Origin of the sequence: Thiothrix caldifontis (genome assembly GCF_900107695.1) — a bacterium.
Lineage (GTDB): Bacteria > Pseudomonadota > Gammaproteobacteria > Thiotrichales > Thiotrichaceae > Thiothrix > Thiothrix caldifontis.
Genome location: NZ_FNQP01000003.1, coordinates 197,775 through 213,779, shown reverse-complemented (window position 1 = coordinate 213,779; position 16,005 = coordinate 197,775). Strand labels below are relative to the sequence as shown.

18 protein-coding genes are annotated in these 16,005 nt (G+C 51.5%); 4 read left to right on the top strand and 14 right to left on the bottom strand.

The features are described from left to right. Positions 1-80: 80 nt before the first annotated feature. Positions 81-1,676 (top strand): AAA-like domain-containing protein, encoded by a 1,596-nt coding sequence (locus BLV87_RS03715; RefSeq protein ID WP_093065520.1) that lies wholly within the window; start codon positions 81-83, stop codon positions 1,674-1,676. Between the two features lie 49 nt (positions 1,677-1,725). Here the strand turns inward: BLV87_RS03715 and BLV87_RS03710 are convergent, their stop codons facing one another. The 6 genes from BLV87_RS03710 to BLV87_RS03685 all read right to left on the bottom strand — a co-directional run bounded on the left by BLV87_RS03710 (position 1,726) and on the right by BLV87_RS03685 (position 4,702). Next, positions 1,726-2,490, bottom strand: a complete 765-nt coding sequence (locus tag BLV87_RS03710; RefSeq protein ID WP_093065519.1) for an arylamine N-acetyltransferase family protein — start codon at positions 2,488-2,490, stop codon at positions 1,726-1,728. Positions 2,491-2,554: 64 nt separating this feature from the next. Continuing rightward, complete coding sequence (locus tag BLV87_RS03705; protein ID WP_093065518.1) at positions 2,555-3,010, bottom strand: protein tyrosine phosphatase family protein; 456 nt, start codon at positions 3,008-3,010, stop codon at positions 2,555-2,557. A 1-nt stretch (position 3,011) separates the two neighbouring features. Continuing rightward, a complete protein-coding gene (locus BLV87_RS03700; RefSeq protein WP_217629932.1) occupies positions 3,012-3,260 on the bottom strand; it encodes a PhzF family phenazine biosynthesis protein in 249 nt (82 codons plus the stop codon). Positions 3,261-3,421: 161 nt separating this feature from the next. Beyond that, a complete protein-coding gene (locus tag BLV87_RS03695) occupies positions 3,422-3,796 on the bottom strand; it encodes a PaaI family thioesterase (RefSeq protein WP_217629931.1) in 375 nt (124 codons plus the stop codon). Then, on the bottom strand, positions 3,789-4,256 hold the full coding sequence (locus tag BLV87_RS03690) for a cupin domain-containing protein (protein WP_093065625.1): 468 nt from the start codon (positions 4,254-4,256) through the stop codon (positions 3,789-3,791). Before BLV87_RS03690 ends, BLV87_RS03695 begins: the two co-directional genes overlap by 8 nt. 23 nt (positions 4,257-4,279) lie before the next feature. Continuing rightward, positions 4,280-4,702, bottom strand: a complete 423-nt coding sequence (locus BLV87_RS03685; protein ID WP_093065516.1) for an MAPEG family protein — start codon at positions 4,700-4,702, stop codon at positions 4,280-4,282. 76 nt (positions 4,703-4,778) lie between these two features. Between BLV87_RS03685 and BLV87_RS03680 the strand changes: the two genes are divergently transcribed. Continuing rightward, entirely contained in the window at positions 4,779-5,360 is a 582-nt protein-coding gene (locus BLV87_RS03680) for a TetR/AcrR family transcriptional regulator (protein WP_093065515.1), read from the top strand. A 107-nt stretch (positions 5,361-5,467) separates the two neighbouring features. Here BLV87_RS03680 and BLV87_RS03675 read toward each other — a convergent pair whose 3' ends face one another. Beyond that, entirely contained in the window at positions 5,468-6,667 is a 1,200-nt protein-coding gene (locus tag BLV87_RS03675) for a methionine gamma-lyase (protein WP_093065514.1), read from the bottom strand. 156 nt (positions 6,668-6,823) lie between these two features. Between BLV87_RS03675 and BLV87_RS03670 the strand changes: the two genes are divergently transcribed. Continuing rightward, positions 6,824-8,833 (top strand): transglutaminase TgpA family protein, encoded by a 2,010-nt coding sequence (locus BLV87_RS03670; RefSeq protein WP_093065513.1) that lies wholly within the window; start codon positions 6,824-6,826, stop codon positions 8,831-8,833. Here BLV87_RS03670 and BLV87_RS03665 read toward each other — a convergent pair. The 6 genes from BLV87_RS03665 to BLV87_RS03645 all read right to left on the bottom strand — a co-directional run bounded on the left by BLV87_RS03665 (position 8,826) and on the right by BLV87_RS03645 (position 14,042). Further along, positions 8,826-9,761 carry a DUF808 domain-containing protein gene (locus BLV87_RS03665; RefSeq protein WP_093065512.1) on the bottom strand — a complete coding sequence of 312 codons (936 nt, stop codon included), beginning with the start codon at positions 9,759-9,761 and terminating at the stop codon, positions 8,826-8,828. The two genes, BLV87_RS03670 and BLV87_RS03665, sit on opposite strands and share 8 nt — an antisense overlap. A 71-nt stretch (positions 9,762-9,832) precedes the next feature. After that, positions 9,833-10,720 (bottom strand): hypothetical protein, encoded by an 888-nt coding sequence (locus BLV87_RS19770; protein WP_245706903.1) that lies wholly within the window; start codon positions 10,718-10,720, stop codon positions 9,833-9,835. A 3-nt stretch (positions 10,721-10,723) separates the two neighbouring features. Continuing rightward, a complete protein-coding gene (locus tag BLV87_RS19215; protein ID WP_175517825.1) occupies positions 10,724-10,867 on the bottom strand; it encodes a hypothetical protein in 144 nt (47 codons plus the stop codon). Further along, positions 10,864-12,186, bottom strand: a complete 1,323-nt coding sequence (locus BLV87_RS03655; protein WP_093065510.1) for a hypothetical protein — start codon at positions 12,184-12,186, stop codon at positions 10,864-10,866. The genes BLV87_RS19215 and BLV87_RS03655 overlap by 4 nt, the downstream gene beginning before the upstream one ends. Before the next feature lie 29 nt (positions 12,187-12,215). After that, on the bottom strand, positions 12,216-13,061 hold the full coding sequence (locus BLV87_RS03650; protein ID WP_093065508.1) for a hypothetical protein: 846 nt from the start codon (positions 13,059-13,061) through the stop codon (positions 12,216-12,218). An 18-nt stretch (positions 13,062-13,079) separates the two neighbouring features. Beyond that, on the bottom strand, positions 13,080-14,042 hold the full coding sequence (locus BLV87_RS03645) for a hypothetical protein (RefSeq protein WP_093065506.1): 963 nt from the start codon (positions 14,040-14,042) through the stop codon (positions 13,080-13,082). A gap of 234 nt (positions 14,043-14,276) precedes the next feature. Between BLV87_RS03645 and BLV87_RS03640 the strand changes: the two genes are divergently transcribed. Beyond that, positions 14,277-15,221, top strand: a complete 945-nt coding sequence (locus tag BLV87_RS03640) for a ribokinase (RefSeq protein ID WP_093065504.1) — start codon at positions 14,277-14,279, stop codon at positions 15,219-15,221. Here BLV87_RS03640 and BLV87_RS03635 read toward each other — a convergent pair. Further along, positions 15,181-16,005 (bottom strand): GntR family transcriptional regulator, encoded by an 825-nt coding sequence (locus BLV87_RS03635; RefSeq protein WP_093065502.1) that lies wholly within the window; start codon positions 16,003-16,005, stop codon positions 15,181-15,183. The two genes, BLV87_RS03640 and BLV87_RS03635, sit on opposite strands and share 41 nt — an antisense overlap.

Sequence of the window (16,005 nt, the reverse complement as noted above, 5' to 3'; positions counted from 1 at the left end):
TAAACCAACGATGTTCTGTTGAATGTGGTCAGTAGCCAGCGTGCTATACTGCCTCTATCCCTTATCACCAGACCACCGCCATGCAGAAACATTTCAATACCGCAGGCCCCGTTCACGCCAAGCAGCATTACTGCATCGACCCTGTATCGCGGGTGGATTGGGAAGAAATCCAATACCTGATTGAAGCGGGAAAATTCTTCGTGCTGCACGCGCCGCGCCAGACGGGGAAAACCAGCACGCTGTTTGCGCTTGCTGACAAGCTCAATCAAGCGGGTGATTACACCGCGCTCTACATCAATGTCGAAGCCGCGCAAGCCGCCCGCAACGATGTGGAACAGGGAATGCGTACCATCGCCAGCCGTGTGGTGGAAGGCGCACAATACCGCCTTCATGACTTACGCCTACAGGATTGGCTGGAAGACGCATGGCGCACAGGTGAAACCTCTGTCCTGCAAACCCTACTCACCCGCTGGGCAGCCGAATCCAGCAAGCCCATCGTGTTGATGATTGATGAAGTCGATGCGCTGGTTGGCGACACGCTCATTTCCTTGCTGCGCCAATTGCGCGAAGGTTATATCGGGCGGCCTGATGTCCCCTTCCCGCAAAGCGTCATCCTCTGCGGGGTACGTGACGTGCGTGATTACCGCATCACGCAAGGGAATCAGGAAGTGATCACGGGCGGCAGTGCATTCAATATCAAATCGGCATCGTTGCGCATGGGCAGTTTCACGCTGACTGAAGTGCAAACGCTCTACGCCCAACACACCCAAGCCACGGGGCAAGTGTTCGACGCAGCCATTTTCCCCGCACTCTGGGAAGACACCTGTGGGCAACCGTGGCTGGTAAATGCGCTTGGTCACGCCATGACGTGGGAATACAAACCCGCCCGCGACCGCACCCAGCCCATCACGCTGGAACAATACCGCGCAGCCCGCGAACGCCTGATCTATTCCCGCGCTACCCACCTCGACCAATTGGCGGATAAGCTTAAAGAACCGCGTGTGCATTCCATCATCAGTGCGTTGCTGGCGGGCAAAACCACGGATGACACTTTGCCGCAAGACGATGTGCAATACGTCGCCGACCTGGGGCTAATCGAAGCACGCCCGCAATTACGTATTGCCAACCGCATTTATCAGGAAGTGATTCCGCGTGAACTGACCTGGACGAAGCAAATCACCATCGCCTACGAACAAGCGTGGTATCTCACCCCGCAACGCCGCCTCGACATGCCCAAGCTGTTGGAAGCTTTCCAGCAATTTTTCCGCGAAAATGCCGATGCGTGGATTGAACGCTTTGACTACAAGGAAGCGGGGCCGCAATTACTGCTGCAAGCCTTTCTGCAACGCATTATCAACGGCGGTGGGCGCATCAACCGCGAATACGGGCTGGGCAGAAAACGCACCGACCTGTACATCGAATGGCCTATCGACGAGGAACAGGGCTTTTACGGCGAAGTGCAACGCATTGTGTTGGAACTCAAAATCCTCTACAAATCGCGCGAAACCACGGTAGTGGAAGGCATCCAGCAAACCGCAGGCTATGCCGATCAATGCGGTGCAGCGGAAGCGCATTTGATCATTTTCGACCGCCGCCCCGACGTGGTGTGGGATGACAAGATTTGGCAGGAGACGGCTACCACCAACGGGCGCGAGATCGGTGTGTGGGGAATGTAGCCGAAATCCAGCATAACTTTAATACCGAAGCTGAGTCATGTTTGTGTAATCAATTGGCATTTAAACCGAAATATTCCGCCAAGACCGCCGCTTGTTCGTGTGGCGCAAGGGTGCGTTGCGTGGTGACACCTTCCTCCACCTGCTTGAAACTGTCGCCAAACAGGATATTGCGCCCGCTGACCGTAAAGCGCACCACCAGCGGTTTCTGAGTAAACACAGTGTCAGGGTGGGTAGAGTTCAACCAGTTTGCCGGGGCAAAATCAATCCATTCCACTGCGCAACGATTAAAGCCGTATTGCTTCACCCATGCGCCATCCACTTGTGCTTTGAGGATAATATCGCCGCCTTCCTCGCTCAACATGAAGGTGTCACAACCTTGTGGGATTGGCGTTTCCAGCACATCCAGCCGCAGCGGTGCGCGGATGCCGTAACTGCCGAAACCGAGATCACACAGCCATTCCGCACCATCCAGCGTGACCAGCAAGGCCATGTGGGTACGTGGGCGTTTCATCGGATAAAACATCGGGCGGGCAGCGACAAATTGGTAAGGGATTTGCAACGCTTGCAATGCCATCGCAAACAGTCCGTTGACTTCGTAGCAGTAGCCGCCGCGTTGTTTGCCGACGATTTTCGCCACGATGTCGTCGGAGTTGAGGGAAATGGGTTTGCCTGCCAACACGTCCAGGTTTTCAAACGGTACACTGCACAACTGGTGCTGCATCAGGGCTTGTACAGTCGCAAGGTTGGGGCGTAATTCGCCCGTGTAACCGATGCGTTGGCAGTAATCGGTGAGGTTGAATGTTGCGGCGATCATGGAGATTCCTCAAAGATTTAATTGTTGGTTCAACTTTGCAACAGCCGCTTCCCAGTTGCGACCGTCAAACGGGATCACTTCGGGTCAGGTTGCTGTCGATCTGCAAAAACGCCTGCCAGACTTCATCCGGCTCCCATTCCGGCAGCATCACGGCTTTGGCGTCTGCTTCCGGCATCCCCAGCACCAAGCGGTGATACTGGAATAGAAACGCGGAAACCCGGTAATTGAGTGCGCAATGCACCCACACCTTGCGCCCTTCCAGCATTTGCATCAGGGCGCAGAAACGTTGCAAATGCGCCAGCGTTGGCTCCTCCCACGGCACGGGAATATGGTAGTAATCCAGCCCCAAGCTGATGACGCGAAAACCTTCGTCTTCCAGTACATTCGGCGAATACGGCATCGCCAGATTGATCACTGCCTCGTAGCCAGCATCAGCAATCGACTGGATTTCATCCGCCAGCGGCTGACCGGAACTGGCGAGCCGTGCGTTGATGTAGCGGTAGTTGAGGATGGTGCTCATGTCAGCCTCCTGTTTCTGCAAGCGTGGCATGTCCACACAAATCGACTTCGACCGTCGGGGTAAACCAGCGCAAGCCGAAACCATCCGCCTCGCGCCAAACGAACGCGGTTTCGCTCAGGTTCATTTCTGCCCCAACTGCTTGCATCCAACGTGCATCGGCGATCTTATCCAACAGGCACACCGCTGCCGGATTGCCAGAAAAGGGTTGACTGGTGAAGGCATCAACTTGAAATAAAGGTATGGTTTTCACGATTTTCTCCCTCTGTCTATTCAATTGCATTTTCTGCTCTATCTTTGAGCTGCTGCGGAACCCCTTAAGGTCATTACTGTGCCAGCAGCCACAGCAACCAACTTGCCATCCTCATTGGTAATCTCACATTGATAATGTGTAATAGTTTTTCCATGCTGAATTTATCGGGCTGTTGCGGTTAGAAGTGTTTTCCAAACTGGGCGAAAAAAACTAATTCTGAGGTCAATACTGGTAAAACTTTCACCTTTTTCTATGGCGGTAGAATGTGCTGTGCCAATAGTTGCATCAGCCAGTTCACCTAATAAACCACCATGCACGGTACGTTGCTGATTGCCATGAATGGCGGCATCTGCATTCATTTCTAGGCGGGCGTAGCCTTTATCAATAGCATTGATTCTGAAACCCAACAGTTGTGAGATGGCTGTTGGGTACTGCATGGCGGTGGTGGCATTGTCAGGCAGAGTGCCCTCAAGTTGCCGTTGCAGGAATTCCAACGTGGACAGTTGTGGATGAAAAGATTGTTCCTGATTATTCATACGGCGTACCATCCTTGCGGGTGAATAACCATTGTCCATCAACTTGCACAGCCTGAAGATCATCGTCCGGGTAATTGGCTTCATCTCCCTGCGTGCGGTCGCCGATTTCGAGATAGATGACATCCTCATCGGTATCATTACTCAGATTGCAGGCATTGCCCGTGCCAGCCGGAAAACCTGCACACATACCCGGTTCAAGTCGGCTTGCACCGTCATTGGTATGCAGTGTCGGGCAGCCTTGCAGTACATAAATAAACTCATCCTGTTTCGTATGTGAATGACGCAAAGCAGAAACCGCACCAGGGGCAAGCCTAGTCAGATTCACCCCAAAATTATGCAGCCCGAAAAAATCCCCAAGCTGGTGTTTTTCCCGCCCGATCATACGCGCTGCGAACGGTTCAGGGTAAACGGAAGGCGTGGTGCGTGGCGGAATGTCTACTGCACGAATGGCTGTTTTCATGGCATATTCCATTTTTCATAACCTCATGAATTTGTCAGTAAATGCGCCAATAACCACCCCCACAACGTCACCAAGATGGCGAAACCCAGTAAAAACACATCCCGCCGCCAGCGTAAACGGTTAGATGACAGGTGAATCACCGTATGCACTACCCGCGTTACCACGAATGCCCACGCCAAACTGATCATGGGCAAATCCGCCCCTTGCGTGACATACGCCAACAGCAGCACAACGTAAAACAATACGGGCATTTCAAACTGGTTATCGTAATGCTGGGTTGCCTGCACCAGATAGTCCGGCAACTTCGCACCGTGGTTCAGCTTGAAATACAGCGGGGTCAAACCCGCCTTCACCGCCTTAATGCGGCAATGCAATAACCACACTGCCACGACAAACGTCAGTAATGCCATCACAAATGCGGGGTATAAAATCGCTATCGGTTGCATGATTCTCTCCTTGGTATTTGCTGATGAGTCTACTAGGCCATAAAATATGTTCAACGACATATTCAGGGAAAATACCATGCCATACCCCAGTACACATAAACCACAAAGCCGCGAAAAAATTCTGCACAGTGCCGCTAAACTGTTTTCACACCAAGGTTTTGACAATGTTTCCATTGATAATGTCATGGCTGATGCGGGACTGACACGCGGCGCGTTTTACAGCCATTTCCCCGACAAAAGCACCCTCTATGCAGAAGCCATTACCTATGCAGCCAAAAACCGTTTTGCCAAATATACCCGTGGGTTAGACCCGCAGGGGCGGTTGGCTGTGTTGTTGAGTAGCTACCTCAGCCGTGAACATTTTGAGCAAGACACTAACCCTTGCCCACTGGCGTTTCTGGCAACCGATGTCAGCCACCGTGATCCGCTGGTACGCAACACTTACACCCGTGTTTATCAAGGCATGGTCAAATGGCTGGATAAATTATCCAGCAACTCACCGATGCGGGAGCAATGCTTGGCAGCAACCGCACTCATGATTGGTGGTGTCGCCATTGCAAGGGCATTGGATGACAGCGAAACCGTGGATGAGTTGTTAGCCGCCTGCCTCCAGCAAAGCTTGCTGCTATTGGAAGGCGGTGCAAACGCTAATGGATAATCAGGCGGAAATAGATAACTCCCTTTCAATCAAAGCTGCAAACGCCGCCGTTAGTTGCTGGTAAATCGCCCCCAGACACGCTGCAATGTGGTCTGACCCCGATTTTATCAAGCAAACGTCAACGCCTGCTCAATATCGGACAGCAAGTCAGCCACATCTTCCAAACCCGCCGATACCCTGACCAACCCTTCGCTAATCAGGTGTTCCGCCCGCTCTTCCGGCGTATAGGTGGAATGGGTCATGCTGGCGGGGTGTTGCGCCAAACTTTCCGCATCGCCCAAACTCACCGCACGGGTGATCAGGTTCAAGGCATTCATGAAGCGGCAACCCGCTGCAAAACCGCCCTTGAGTTCAAACGCCACCATGCCGCCCGGTTGCGCCATTTGCCGCTGCGCCAAGGCGTATTGCGGGAAACTTTCCAGACCGGGGTAATGGCAGACTTCGACCTTGGGGTGATTGGCAAGGAAGGTGGCAATCGCTTGCGCATTCTGGCAGTGCCGATCCATCCGCAGCGCGAGGGTTTTCAGACCGCGTAATACCAGAAACGCATCCTGCGATGACATTACCGCGCCGGTCATATCCTTGATACCGTAAAAGCGTACTTGGGTCAGCGTTTCCGCATCGCCGACAATCGCACCGGCAATCAGGTCGCCGTGTCCGCCGAGGTATTTGGTGGCGGAATGCACCACGTAATCCGCGCCCAATTCCAGCGGGCGTTGCAAATACGGTGTGCAATAGGTGTTGTCAACTACCACCTTGCAGTTGTCGTGCTGGTGGGCGATGGCGGCAACCGCTGGAATATCCACCAACCGCATATTGGGGTTAGCAGGCGATTCAAAGAACACAATACGGGTTTTCGCGCTAATCGCAGCCGTGAGATTAGCGGAATCAGCCATATCGACGTGAGTAATGGTCACGCCGAATTTCGCCAGCCCGTGATTGAAAAACGCATAGGTGCAACCGTACAGCGTTTTGTCGGCAATGATTTCATCACCCGGTTTGAGCAGCGTCCACAGCAAGGCGGCGGTTGCGCCCATACCGGAGGCTGTTACCAACGCCGCTTCCCCGCCTTCCAGATCAGCGAGGCGTTGTTCCAGCAAAACCGTGGTGGGGTTGCCAACGCGCGAATACACAAAACCTTGCTGTTCACCTGCAAACCGCGCACTGCCGTCCTCCACAGTTGGGAAGGTGTAGGTCGAACTCAGGTGTATGGGCGGATTCAAGTCGCCAGTGCCCGCGTAAGCATCGTAGGCGTGGTGAATGGCACGGGTGGAAAATCCTTGTTTCTCGTAGGTAGGTTTGCTCATTGATCCCTCGTGTTGTTTGATCCCTAAGTTAGGCAAGAATAGTAGCATGGCATAGGGGCTAACCTCACAGCTTATCGCCCCAACATAGGCAGCCTCCCCCCCATCCTGTAAAGTCTCCCGCATCACCCCATTCATAACAATAACGGACACGCTGCCATGCAGAAGCAAATCACCTACACAGGCATGATCTGGTTATTTGCAGCACAATTCATCGTCATTTTGCCTTTTCTATTCCACCTGCCATTGTGGTTGCTACCCGTGCTCTTGTTTGCGGCAGCTTGGCGCTTGCGGGTGTTATCAGGGGCAGCCATGCAACCGGGAAATATGACCAAAGTAGCGCTGATCGGTTTGGGCATTGCTGGCTTGTTATTAAGTGGTTTGCGCTTCCCTTCGTTGGATGCCATGGCAACACTTCTACTGTTAGGCTTCGCCTTTAAGTCACTGGAAGTCACCCAGCGCCGCGATGCGATTGTCGTGATTTTCATCGGCTATTTTCTGGTTGCCTTACACTTTTTATATACACAAGCGTTGGGTGCAGCGCTCTACGCCACACTGTCGATGGTCATCCTGACTGGAGCACTAGTGGGTGTGCAACAAACCATCACTGAGTTTTCAACAGGGCAACAAGTACGTTTCAATCTGCGCTTGTCGGTTTTTATGTTGCTGCAATGCTTGCCGTTGATGCTCGTGATTTTCGTGTTTGCGCCACGCTTTGCACCGTTGTGGTCATTACCTCTAGCGCCCACGCAAGCAAAATCCGGGGTATCCGACCGCATGGCTCCCGGTGATATTGAGAAACTGGCAAAATCCGGGGACTTAGCGTTTCGGGTAACATTCAAGGGCAAGCGCCCCGCCCAACACGAACTGTATTGGCAAGGGCTGGTACTCAACCATTTCGATGGACGCGAATGGCGGCAATTCGAGCAAGATTACGATACCTACCAACTGAAATCCGTACTATTGAACCATTACCGCTGGAACCCTGACGCGATTCACGTACAGGGTGAAGCCGTGCCGTATGAAGCCATCTACGAAACCTCAGGGCAACCCTGGCTGTTTACCCTCGCACCAACGCTGGAAGTAACCGGCGATGTCTTGCGCGGTGCGGATTATCGCGTCATGGCGCAACAAGCATTGCAAGCACCGTTCCTGTTGAAAGCGGTGAGCTACCCAGATGCACAACGCGATGCGGTTCTGCCTGACACGTTACGCAGCTTAGCCGTAACGTTACCCCCCTCTGGCGATACCCGCAGCCGTGCTTTAGCACAACGCTTGTGGCGCGAAACGGGGAATCCGCAAGCCTATATCGACGCGGTGCTGGCGCGGTTTCGTGAGCAGCCCTTTGCGTACACCTTGAACCCACCGGGCTTAGGGGAAAGCGATACCGTTGATACTTTCCTGTTTGACTCGCAACGCGGCTTTTGTGCGCATTATGCAGGCAGCTTCGTCTTCCTCATTCGTGCGGCAGGGATTCCAGCACGGGTCGTGGTTGGCTATCAAGGCGGGGAATGGAATGATGCAGGGCAATACTTAGCCGTTCACCAATACGATGCTCATGCATGGGCGGAAGTCTGGCAAGCTGGGCGTGGTTGGGTGCGTATTGACCCCACTAACGCGGTTGCACCAAGCCGTACTGAGCAAGGATTGGAAGCAGCCGTGCAAGCGGAAGGCACGTTCTTAGCAGACTCAATCTTTTCCCTCCGCAAAATCGCGTGGTTGAATGGCATTCGCCAACAAGTAGATACCGTGCAATACGGCTGGAGGCGTTGGGTCGTCGGTTATGACCGTGCCGAACAAGCGGCCTTGTTAAAGTCCCTGCTGGGAACCTTTTCTATTGGGCGCACCGCGTTATTAGTGGCGGGGTTATTCGCGGTTATCGGTTTATTTTGGTTACTGACACTAGGTATGACACAACGGCAAGCGCAAGAAGCCCCCGAACAACGGCTGTATCGGCGCTTTTGTGAAGCCTTGGCAAAACGAGGGATAGTACGTGAACCGGGCGATGCCCCCGGCGTATTTGCCGCTCAAGCCGCCGCGCATTTACCCGCATTGGCTAACGTGATTCAGGAGTTTACACAAGTCTACGAAGGCGTTTGTTACGCCCCCACCGCCGACGGGCAGGCTGCCACGCGGCGGCTAAAAACCTTGCTGGCTAAGCTCAGGTAGCTTGCCTGAACTTGCCGATCAGAGCCGTCGTCGGTGCAACCACTGCTAACACCACCGCCCCTGCCAATACCCCAAAGACACCACTCAGCAAGACAGGGGTAATGGCTTTGAGCGCTCCACCGATCCAGCCGACTTGCTGGATGAATAACTCTGCGCCATGCGTAAACTCATGCGAATGCGGGATGCCGTGCAGCAAAATACCGCCCCCGACCAAAAACATCGCGGCGGTTCCCACCACCGACAGCGTTTTCATCAACCACGGCGCAAACCACAGAATGCCATTCCCTAAAGCACGCCGGAACCCAGTCGCTTTGTCTTTGATCAAGTGGAAACCAAGATCATCCAGTTTCACAATGCCAGCCACTAGGCCGTACACCCCAATCGTCATAATGATTGCAATCCCGGCAACCACTGCTGCTTGCATGGCAAACGCAGCACCTTGCGTCGTACCTAAGGCAATCACGATGATTTCGGCGGAAAGGATAAAGTCGGTACGAATCGCACCTTTGATCTTGTCTTTTTCAAACGCCACCATGTCGATGTCGGGGTTATGGGCAACATCCAACAGTTCCGCTTTGTCTTCTGCGTGTTGATGTGAGAGCTTGTGAGCAATTTTCTCGAACCCTTCGTAACACAGAAATGCGCCGCCAATCATCAGCAACGGCGTGATCAACCACGGCGCAATCACACTGATCAGCAACGCCGCAGGCACTAAAATCAGTTTGTTGAGAAACGAACCTTTGGCAACCGCCCACACCACCGGTAATTCACGCTCTGCCTGTACGCCAGCCACTTGCTGGGCATTCAACGCAAGGTCATCCCCCAACACCCCTGCGGTTTTTTTCGCCGCGACTTTGGTCATGAGGGAAACATCATCGAGAACCGTGGTAATGTCGTCGAGTAAGGCTAAAAGGCTTCCACCCGCCATGCAAAACTCCTGATTAAATGGATTGAGTATTGCGGTGGTATGCTACACCGATGCGCTTACTTGAGCTATCTTCACAGCTTGGGCGCGGTAACATCCTGATAACGCACAGTGTTGGTTGTACCGTCTGCCTCTGTTTTGTAGGGCAAACCGTCTGCCTTACCGATGTACAGCTTATTCGTGCTGGAACCCATGCCTTCCATTTCGCTGTGGTAGCTCAATACGGTCATTTCCACACCATCAACGGTTTCCGTGCCGTCTTCCTTGCAGTTTGATAAGCGGACAGAACCGTCTCTCATCATGCCGATGACTATTTTCTCGGCGGCATCCATGTCCATGGGGGCTTTTTGCCATTTGCCGTCTTCAGACATGAAAAATTGCCCATCCACCTTGATGGCTTCGAGCCTCACCCCATCGCCTTCTGTGACAGAATGCCATGCGGGTTGGGCAATTTTGGTTTCACTGGCTTTGATAATGGGTTCACAAGCGGCATCCGGTTGTGCTGCGCTGGACGAGTCCGCAGCAGGTGATGAACCGGCCGCCTGACGCAACAAGGATTCCAGTTTATGGAGGTCATCGTCCTTAAACTCACCTCCCATTCTGCTGATACTCAATACGGTTTGGCCTTGGCGCATGGAAACCTTTTCAACTTCACGCCCTCTACGGAGGCTATTGGCCTCATCACCCAGACCTTTGATGACCGTTTTGCCTGAGAATAAGGTTTTAAAACCTTGTTTGGCAGCGTCCTCATCGTGATAATTAATCCGCGTGACCCGCACCGAAAAACCGCTGTTTTCATAATCGCAAAACTCTCCAGTGTCCGTGGTTTTTTCTACGGCCTGCCCAAATGCACTCTGGATGTCTGCGGCACTGACTAAGGCACAAACCGAAGCTGGCTCTGCGGCATACACCTGCGTCAGGGTAAAAAAACATAACACGGGAGCTAAAAGATACTGTTTCATGGCTCAATCCTTGGGGTTGTGAATCATTGCCGCATCAACATACCCGTTGATACTTAAACGGTTATCAATAATCTTGAAACGTTCCACCAGTACGGTTTTGACCACCGCAACCCTACGTATCCAGTCATTTTGGATTACCGTTATCATAGTGAACGCATCCAGCTAACGAGGGAGATCGGCGGTGCTATCTGATTCAGCAAAGGTCGGATAGCGATGGAACCCGACACTGGCGTAGTTGATGAGGCGCGGACGGCATCACGCAGTGATGTAATTTTTCGCCCAAAGGGAGGCTGTTTGGGTGTATAGCCATCAATACGAAAAAACGCCCATATTCTTTTATCTGGAGGATTCCGCATTACATTAACCTCCCCCGTTGTATGCGTAATATTGAACATCAGCGTGGTTTCTTGTTGTCCCTTATTGGGATCATAAACAAAAAGGGTAATATCTTGTCCGCTACGCTGATACCCATAAACAAGAACTTGGTGGTTTTGCCCAAAACCGGATAAAGCATTCGTTTGTACCAGTGCGAGAGGACACAATCGCCCTGCATCAATATCCGCCCGAATTTGTTCCCACGCATCACGGTAACTCACCCATGAGCGCCCCTTGAATACCCCTATCCCCTGAGCAAGCCCCTCATCGCCATTGGGATAAAAGTCAGCGGAATAGGAGAGAAAACGACAGCCATCACCCTCTATATCGAAACTGTCAATCAAACGCTGGTGAATATAACGAAATAACGGATCATCAGGTGTATCTGGGGAGGAAGCATTTTCTGGCGGGAGTTGATGGTGATAATAACAATCCATCACGGTATATACCATACCGCCACATAATCCCATGCTGGCGTTGGTTAATGAAGGCCCCCAATCATCGTCAACAGTTGATGCAAGGACTCGACCAAAACCAAACGTTGACAAGTCGATAGTCACTTGCGCCAGCAATGAAGTCAATGTACCCAAACACGTATTATTGCCATATAGGTTTTTCAGGATGAATCCCAAGTGTATCACTGGCAATTGTTCATTCCACTTATTCAGAAACTTTAATCCCCGTCCCTGAGGATTAAAGTTTGCAACACGCCTTGCCGCAGTCCGCCGTAGCCGAATATGCAATTTTGCTTCGTGACCTTGCCCGCCCCAATGCGCAACATCCCATCCGGGAGGACACCAGATATGAAAGGTATTACCGTATTGAGATTCAACCAATGGGCTATTCCAGTGAATGTACAACTCACCGCCATCGGGAGTATCAATCTGGTAGCGTACATTGCCTTCTGTCCCCGTCGTTGGCGCAAGAAAAAGATCACCTTCACCCTGAAACTGACCATCTGCACCAGGATGGATCAACGCTGGCGGTTCCCATCCTTCGGTAAATTCGCCCCATGTCACTTCCTGCCCGGTTAGTCTGAGTGCGGCGTCTGCTTCATTGTGTATAAATACATACATCCGAATACGGCTCATATTCGCCTCCAATATTTTCGGGTATAGGGTTAGCGTTGCATGAAGGATTTAATACTGCCTGCATCGACAAACAGATATTTTCTAATACCTTGGCTCGTGTCGAGATTGCTGAGCTGCATGTATTGACGTAAAGAATCTAGGTTTTCGGGTACAGTAATTTTTTGCGGCGACGACCACTCAGAATATATGGGTTTCCATCCAAAGAATCCCGAATCCCGCCCTTTGACAACAAATTCATACTCAAGACCAGGTAATACGCCTTCCAGCTCGAATGAACCGGATTTACCTTCACCATCCACCCTCACTTCTCCACCTAGCGGAGAATGTTTTCGGGCATCCCATTTTAGATTCAACTGGTTGTCGTAATTGGAATTCCAGCGCACGAGGAAAGCACCGAATGCCTGAGCAGAAGCCCAAGACACACGGATTTTGTTTCTCTGTTTGAGAATCACTGGCATCGGAAAAGCTAGAAATACAGCGGAAGCGGGTATGACATAGGCGCTTGTAATTCTAGGAGCTGGTTTTGGCGGGTCAGGTATAACCTCCCCTGTTCCAGGTAGAGCCTTGGTTACAAGGCTTTGCCACAGGCAGAATACTTTCCAGTATTGCTCCCTACCTGTTTCATCGGGCAATGTTTCCTGCTCAAAAAGGCGACCACACACATGAACTTGCACAAGCGTTCCGGCAGGCAAGGAAACGGTCGTCGATTTTTGTTGCAGGGAGGCGGCAACGTCTATTTCTGCTACTTTTGCACCATCAGAATAAATTTCTACAATATCAGGGAGCTGGTTGCCATATTCCCATTCAATTAAAACCGGGCAGGTTAAACCACTGGCTTCGCCTACTTGTCTGGCGTTCAAAGATGTTAAATACATGGCAGCCACCCTTTCGGTTCATTGCAACGTTACCAGAATGGGGATTAGCCCTTGCCCATCGGATAAACGGCTTAATGCTTTCCCTAGAATGGCTCCAAATGACTTTGCGGGATCAGAGGCTTTCATTGCATGACCTAACGTTGCAGAACTCGTCAACAAATCGCCAATATCAATCGCGCCATATTGTGCATCTACCTTGCAATACACTTTCCCGATTAATGCGATAGCTTGCCTGCGTTTTTGTGAATGCCGCCTATCCAGTACAAGCCCCGGTTTATATTCGCCTGCACCAGATATGACCCCTGCAACCCTTGTGTCATAGGGCTTGTCACTCATTTTTAACGCACCGGTATCGTCAATGACCATTACAGTCCCAGATTCTGCAAGGTCAAAACTGCTAACATCAAATTCTTCTGCGCAATCAGCACCTGTCAGAATCACATCGCCTTTATTAACAAACAGACTTCCTTCATTAAGAAACAGATTTCCATGGTTAACGACAATACTGCCATTTATATCAGATGGTGGGATAGCAGGATTTTTGGGGTTGGGGCCTTTATTTACCACTAACGCGCCTTCAAAAACGCCAGAAAAGGAAGCACCTTTGGCAAAAATACCCACATCATTATCACTAAAGGCAGAAAGCCCTTGCCCTGATTCACTCGTTGCAACGATGCCACTATTGCTTTTACTTTGCCCGATTACGCCAAAACCGACTTCGCTAAAACCACCGACACCCGCTTGAGGCCCATTACCCTGCACGCCTCTACCCATATTAGTGGGGCTACTAGGGCTATTATTTGCTCCAAAAACCCCTGCTGCATTTGGTGCAATGGTAAGTCCAAACACTCCGCTTCCCCCAGGGGCTACCGCAGTATCAGTAGAATCATTCTTACCAACTAACCCTACATGCTTGCTGGAGTTGGTGAACCCAATCGCTCCATCATCGTTATCGGTTGAACCAAAATGACCAGTACCCATGACTTCACACTCCTGTGCATCATTAACAGTAGATGCCATTCTGATACCAAAAAGTTAATTTCTCAATATATTTTACTCACTTTTGTCTGTTTTTTAGTTAAATCAAATAATTATTATATTATAAAATACTGACATAATCAGTACCAAAAGTTGACTTACAATAAAACCATAAAGACATCAATACACTAGTATGTGATTCTTTTAAACTTGCAAGCAAACAGCGAGGATAAGTGAATGGGTGTATTTGTATTAGGCAGTTACGTCAATGCCAATAGCATGACCGTTAAGCAATTACCCAAGGCCGGGCAGTCCATACAGGCTGAAAACTTATGGACAGAACACGGCGGTAAAGGGTTGAATCTAGCCATTGGCATACACCGTTTAGGCTTGCCAACGCATACGCTGCTTGCTGTAGGGCATGATGCGGCGGGGAATTCACTGCTAGATCTGTTGCAAGCCGAAGGCATGGATACACAAGGAATTATCCGTAGTGCTGCACCTTCCGGCTTTGGTGTGGGCTTAATCGCCGCCGATGGCAATAACATTATCGCGGTATATCCCGGCGCTAATGCACAACTGGATACCAATCATGTACAAGCCGCCAGCCGTATTCTGCACGCTTGCCAACTGGTCTGTGCCCAATTTGAGATCCCCGATGCGCCGATACGCGAAGCCTTCCTGCAAGCACGGCAACACGGCATTAGAACCTTGCTGAATCCTTCCCCTTGGCGTATTCCCGACCCAACAGTCTTAGCCCTGACCGATATTTTGGTACTCAATGAAACCGAAGTGGCGGCTTGTTTTGGTATTGCTGATGCACCAGCATTATCCATTGCCCAGTGGTTGCGCTTATTACCAACGTTAGCTTGGCAGGGGGAATTGTTGGTGGTGACATTGGCAGAACGCGGCTGTATTGCGTTACAGCGAGGGCAGACAGCCAGCCATGAACTGGCCTGGACAATTACCGCGATTGACCCCACCGGGGCTGGTGATGCGTTTACATCGGGGTTAATTTATGCCCTCCTGCACCACTATCCACTGGAAACTGCCTTGCGCTTTGCGAATGCCTGTGGGGCAATGGTGGCAGCCCAACCGGGCGTATTGCCTGCACTCCCCAGATTTACGGCTGTACAAACTTTTATGGCTGGGCAGGCATGTGCGGATTCATCTTCAGTGTAATCCGGTAGGTGTACGCATCACCCCGAAACGTCCCTTCGACGTATTCCACCATCTGCCCTGTGGTTGCATAGGTTTTGCGTTTGAGCAATAGACACGGACTGGGTTCAACAAAGCCAAACGCCGCCATTTCCTCCGCATTGCTCATCGCGGCTTCAATGGTTTGCTCACCATCCGCCAAGGTCACACCACAGTGCTGTTGCAGGAATTGGTAAGCCGAGCCGACCACATCCCAATCTGCCAATGCGGGCGCAAGCGTCAAGTCATACCAGGCCACTTCACGCGTCATCGGCACGCCATCCCCCAAACGCAAACGTACCAACTTGAGAAAACGTGCCGTGGAAGGGCGGTTAAAAATAGAGGCAATGGTACGGTCACAAACAATCTGGCGTTCCAGCAATTGGGTGGATGGTTCCACGCCGATTTCCCGCATTTCTTCGGTAAAGCCTTTGAGCTTGCCGATTTCGGGGTTAATACGCGGTGGCGATTTAACCATTACCCCGGCACGCCCATGCGTACTAATGAAATCTTGCTCACGCAACTCATCGTAACAGCGCCGAATCGTGGTACGACTTAGCCGCAATGCTTCCGCCAACATACGTTCAGAAGGCAAACTATCCCCTTCTCCCAATTCCCCAGCTTGGATCATCTGGATAATTTGGCGTTGTAATTGTCGATACACGGGTTCTGCTATCCCGCTATCAGGCTTCAAACGTTGAATGAACGCAACACTGTCATTGACCGCGTTCAAGGTGGTATCCACCCCTCTTAAAGCAACCGCACTCAT

Coding starts and splice junctions, on each gene's coding strand:
- BLV87_RS03715 (WP_093065520.1), top strand. CDS start 81: ATGCAGAAACATTTCAATACCGCAGGCCCCGTTCACGCCAAGCAGCAT.
- BLV87_RS03710 (WP_093065519.1), bottom strand. CDS start 2,490: ATGATCGCCGCAACATTCAACCTCACCGATTACTGCCAACGCATCGGT.
- BLV87_RS03705 (WP_093065518.1), bottom strand. CDS start 3,010: ATGAGCACCATCCTCAACTACCGCTACATCAACGCACGGCTCGCCAGT.
- BLV87_RS03695 (WP_217629931.1), bottom strand. CDS start 3,796: ATGAATAATCAGGAACAATCTTTTCATCCACAACTGTCCACGTTGGAA.
- BLV87_RS03690 (WP_093065625.1), bottom strand. CDS start 4,256: ATGAAAACAGCCATTCGTGCAGTAGACATTCCGCCACGCACCACGCCT.
- BLV87_RS03685 (WP_093065516.1), bottom strand. CDS start 4,702: ATGCAACCGATAGCGATTTTATACCCCGCATTTGTGATGGCATTACTG.
- BLV87_RS03680 (WP_093065515.1), top strand. CDS start 4,779: ATGCCATACCCCAGTACACATAAACCACAAAGCCGCGAAAAAATTCTG.
- BLV87_RS03675 (WP_093065514.1), bottom strand. CDS start 6,667: ATGAGCAAACCTACCTACGAGAAACAAGGATTTTCCACCCGTGCCATT.
- BLV87_RS03670 (WP_093065513.1), top strand. CDS start 6,824: ATGCAGAAGCAAATCACCTACACAGGCATGATCTGGTTATTTGCAGCA.
- BLV87_RS03665 (WP_093065512.1), bottom strand. CDS start 9,761: ATGGCGGGTGGAAGCCTTTTAGCCTTACTCGACGACATTACCACGGTT.
- BLV87_RS19770 (WP_245706903.1), bottom strand. CDS start 10,720: ATGAAACAGTATCTTTTAGCTCCCGTGTTATGTTTTTTTACCCTGACG.
- BLV87_RS19215 (WP_175517825.1), bottom strand. CDS start 10,867: ATGATAACGGTAATCCAAAATGACTGGATACGTAGGGTTGCGGTGGTC.
- BLV87_RS03655 (WP_093065510.1), bottom strand. CDS start 12,186: ATGAGCCGTATTCGGATGTATGTATTTATACACAATGAAGCAGACGCC.
- BLV87_RS03650 (WP_093065508.1), bottom strand. CDS start 13,061: ATGTATTTAACATCTTTGAACGCCAGACAAGTAGGCGAAGCCAGTGGT.
- BLV87_RS03645 (WP_093065506.1), bottom strand. CDS start 14,042: ATGGGTACTGGTCATTTTGGTTCAACCGATAACGATGATGGAGCGATT.
- BLV87_RS03640 (WP_093065504.1), top strand. CDS start 14,277: ATGGGTGTATTTGTATTAGGCAGTTACGTCAATGCCAATAGCATGACC.
- BLV87_RS03635 (WP_093065502.1), bottom strand. CDS start 16,005: ATGAGTGCGGTTGCTTTAAGAGGGGTGGATACCACCTTGAACGCGGTC.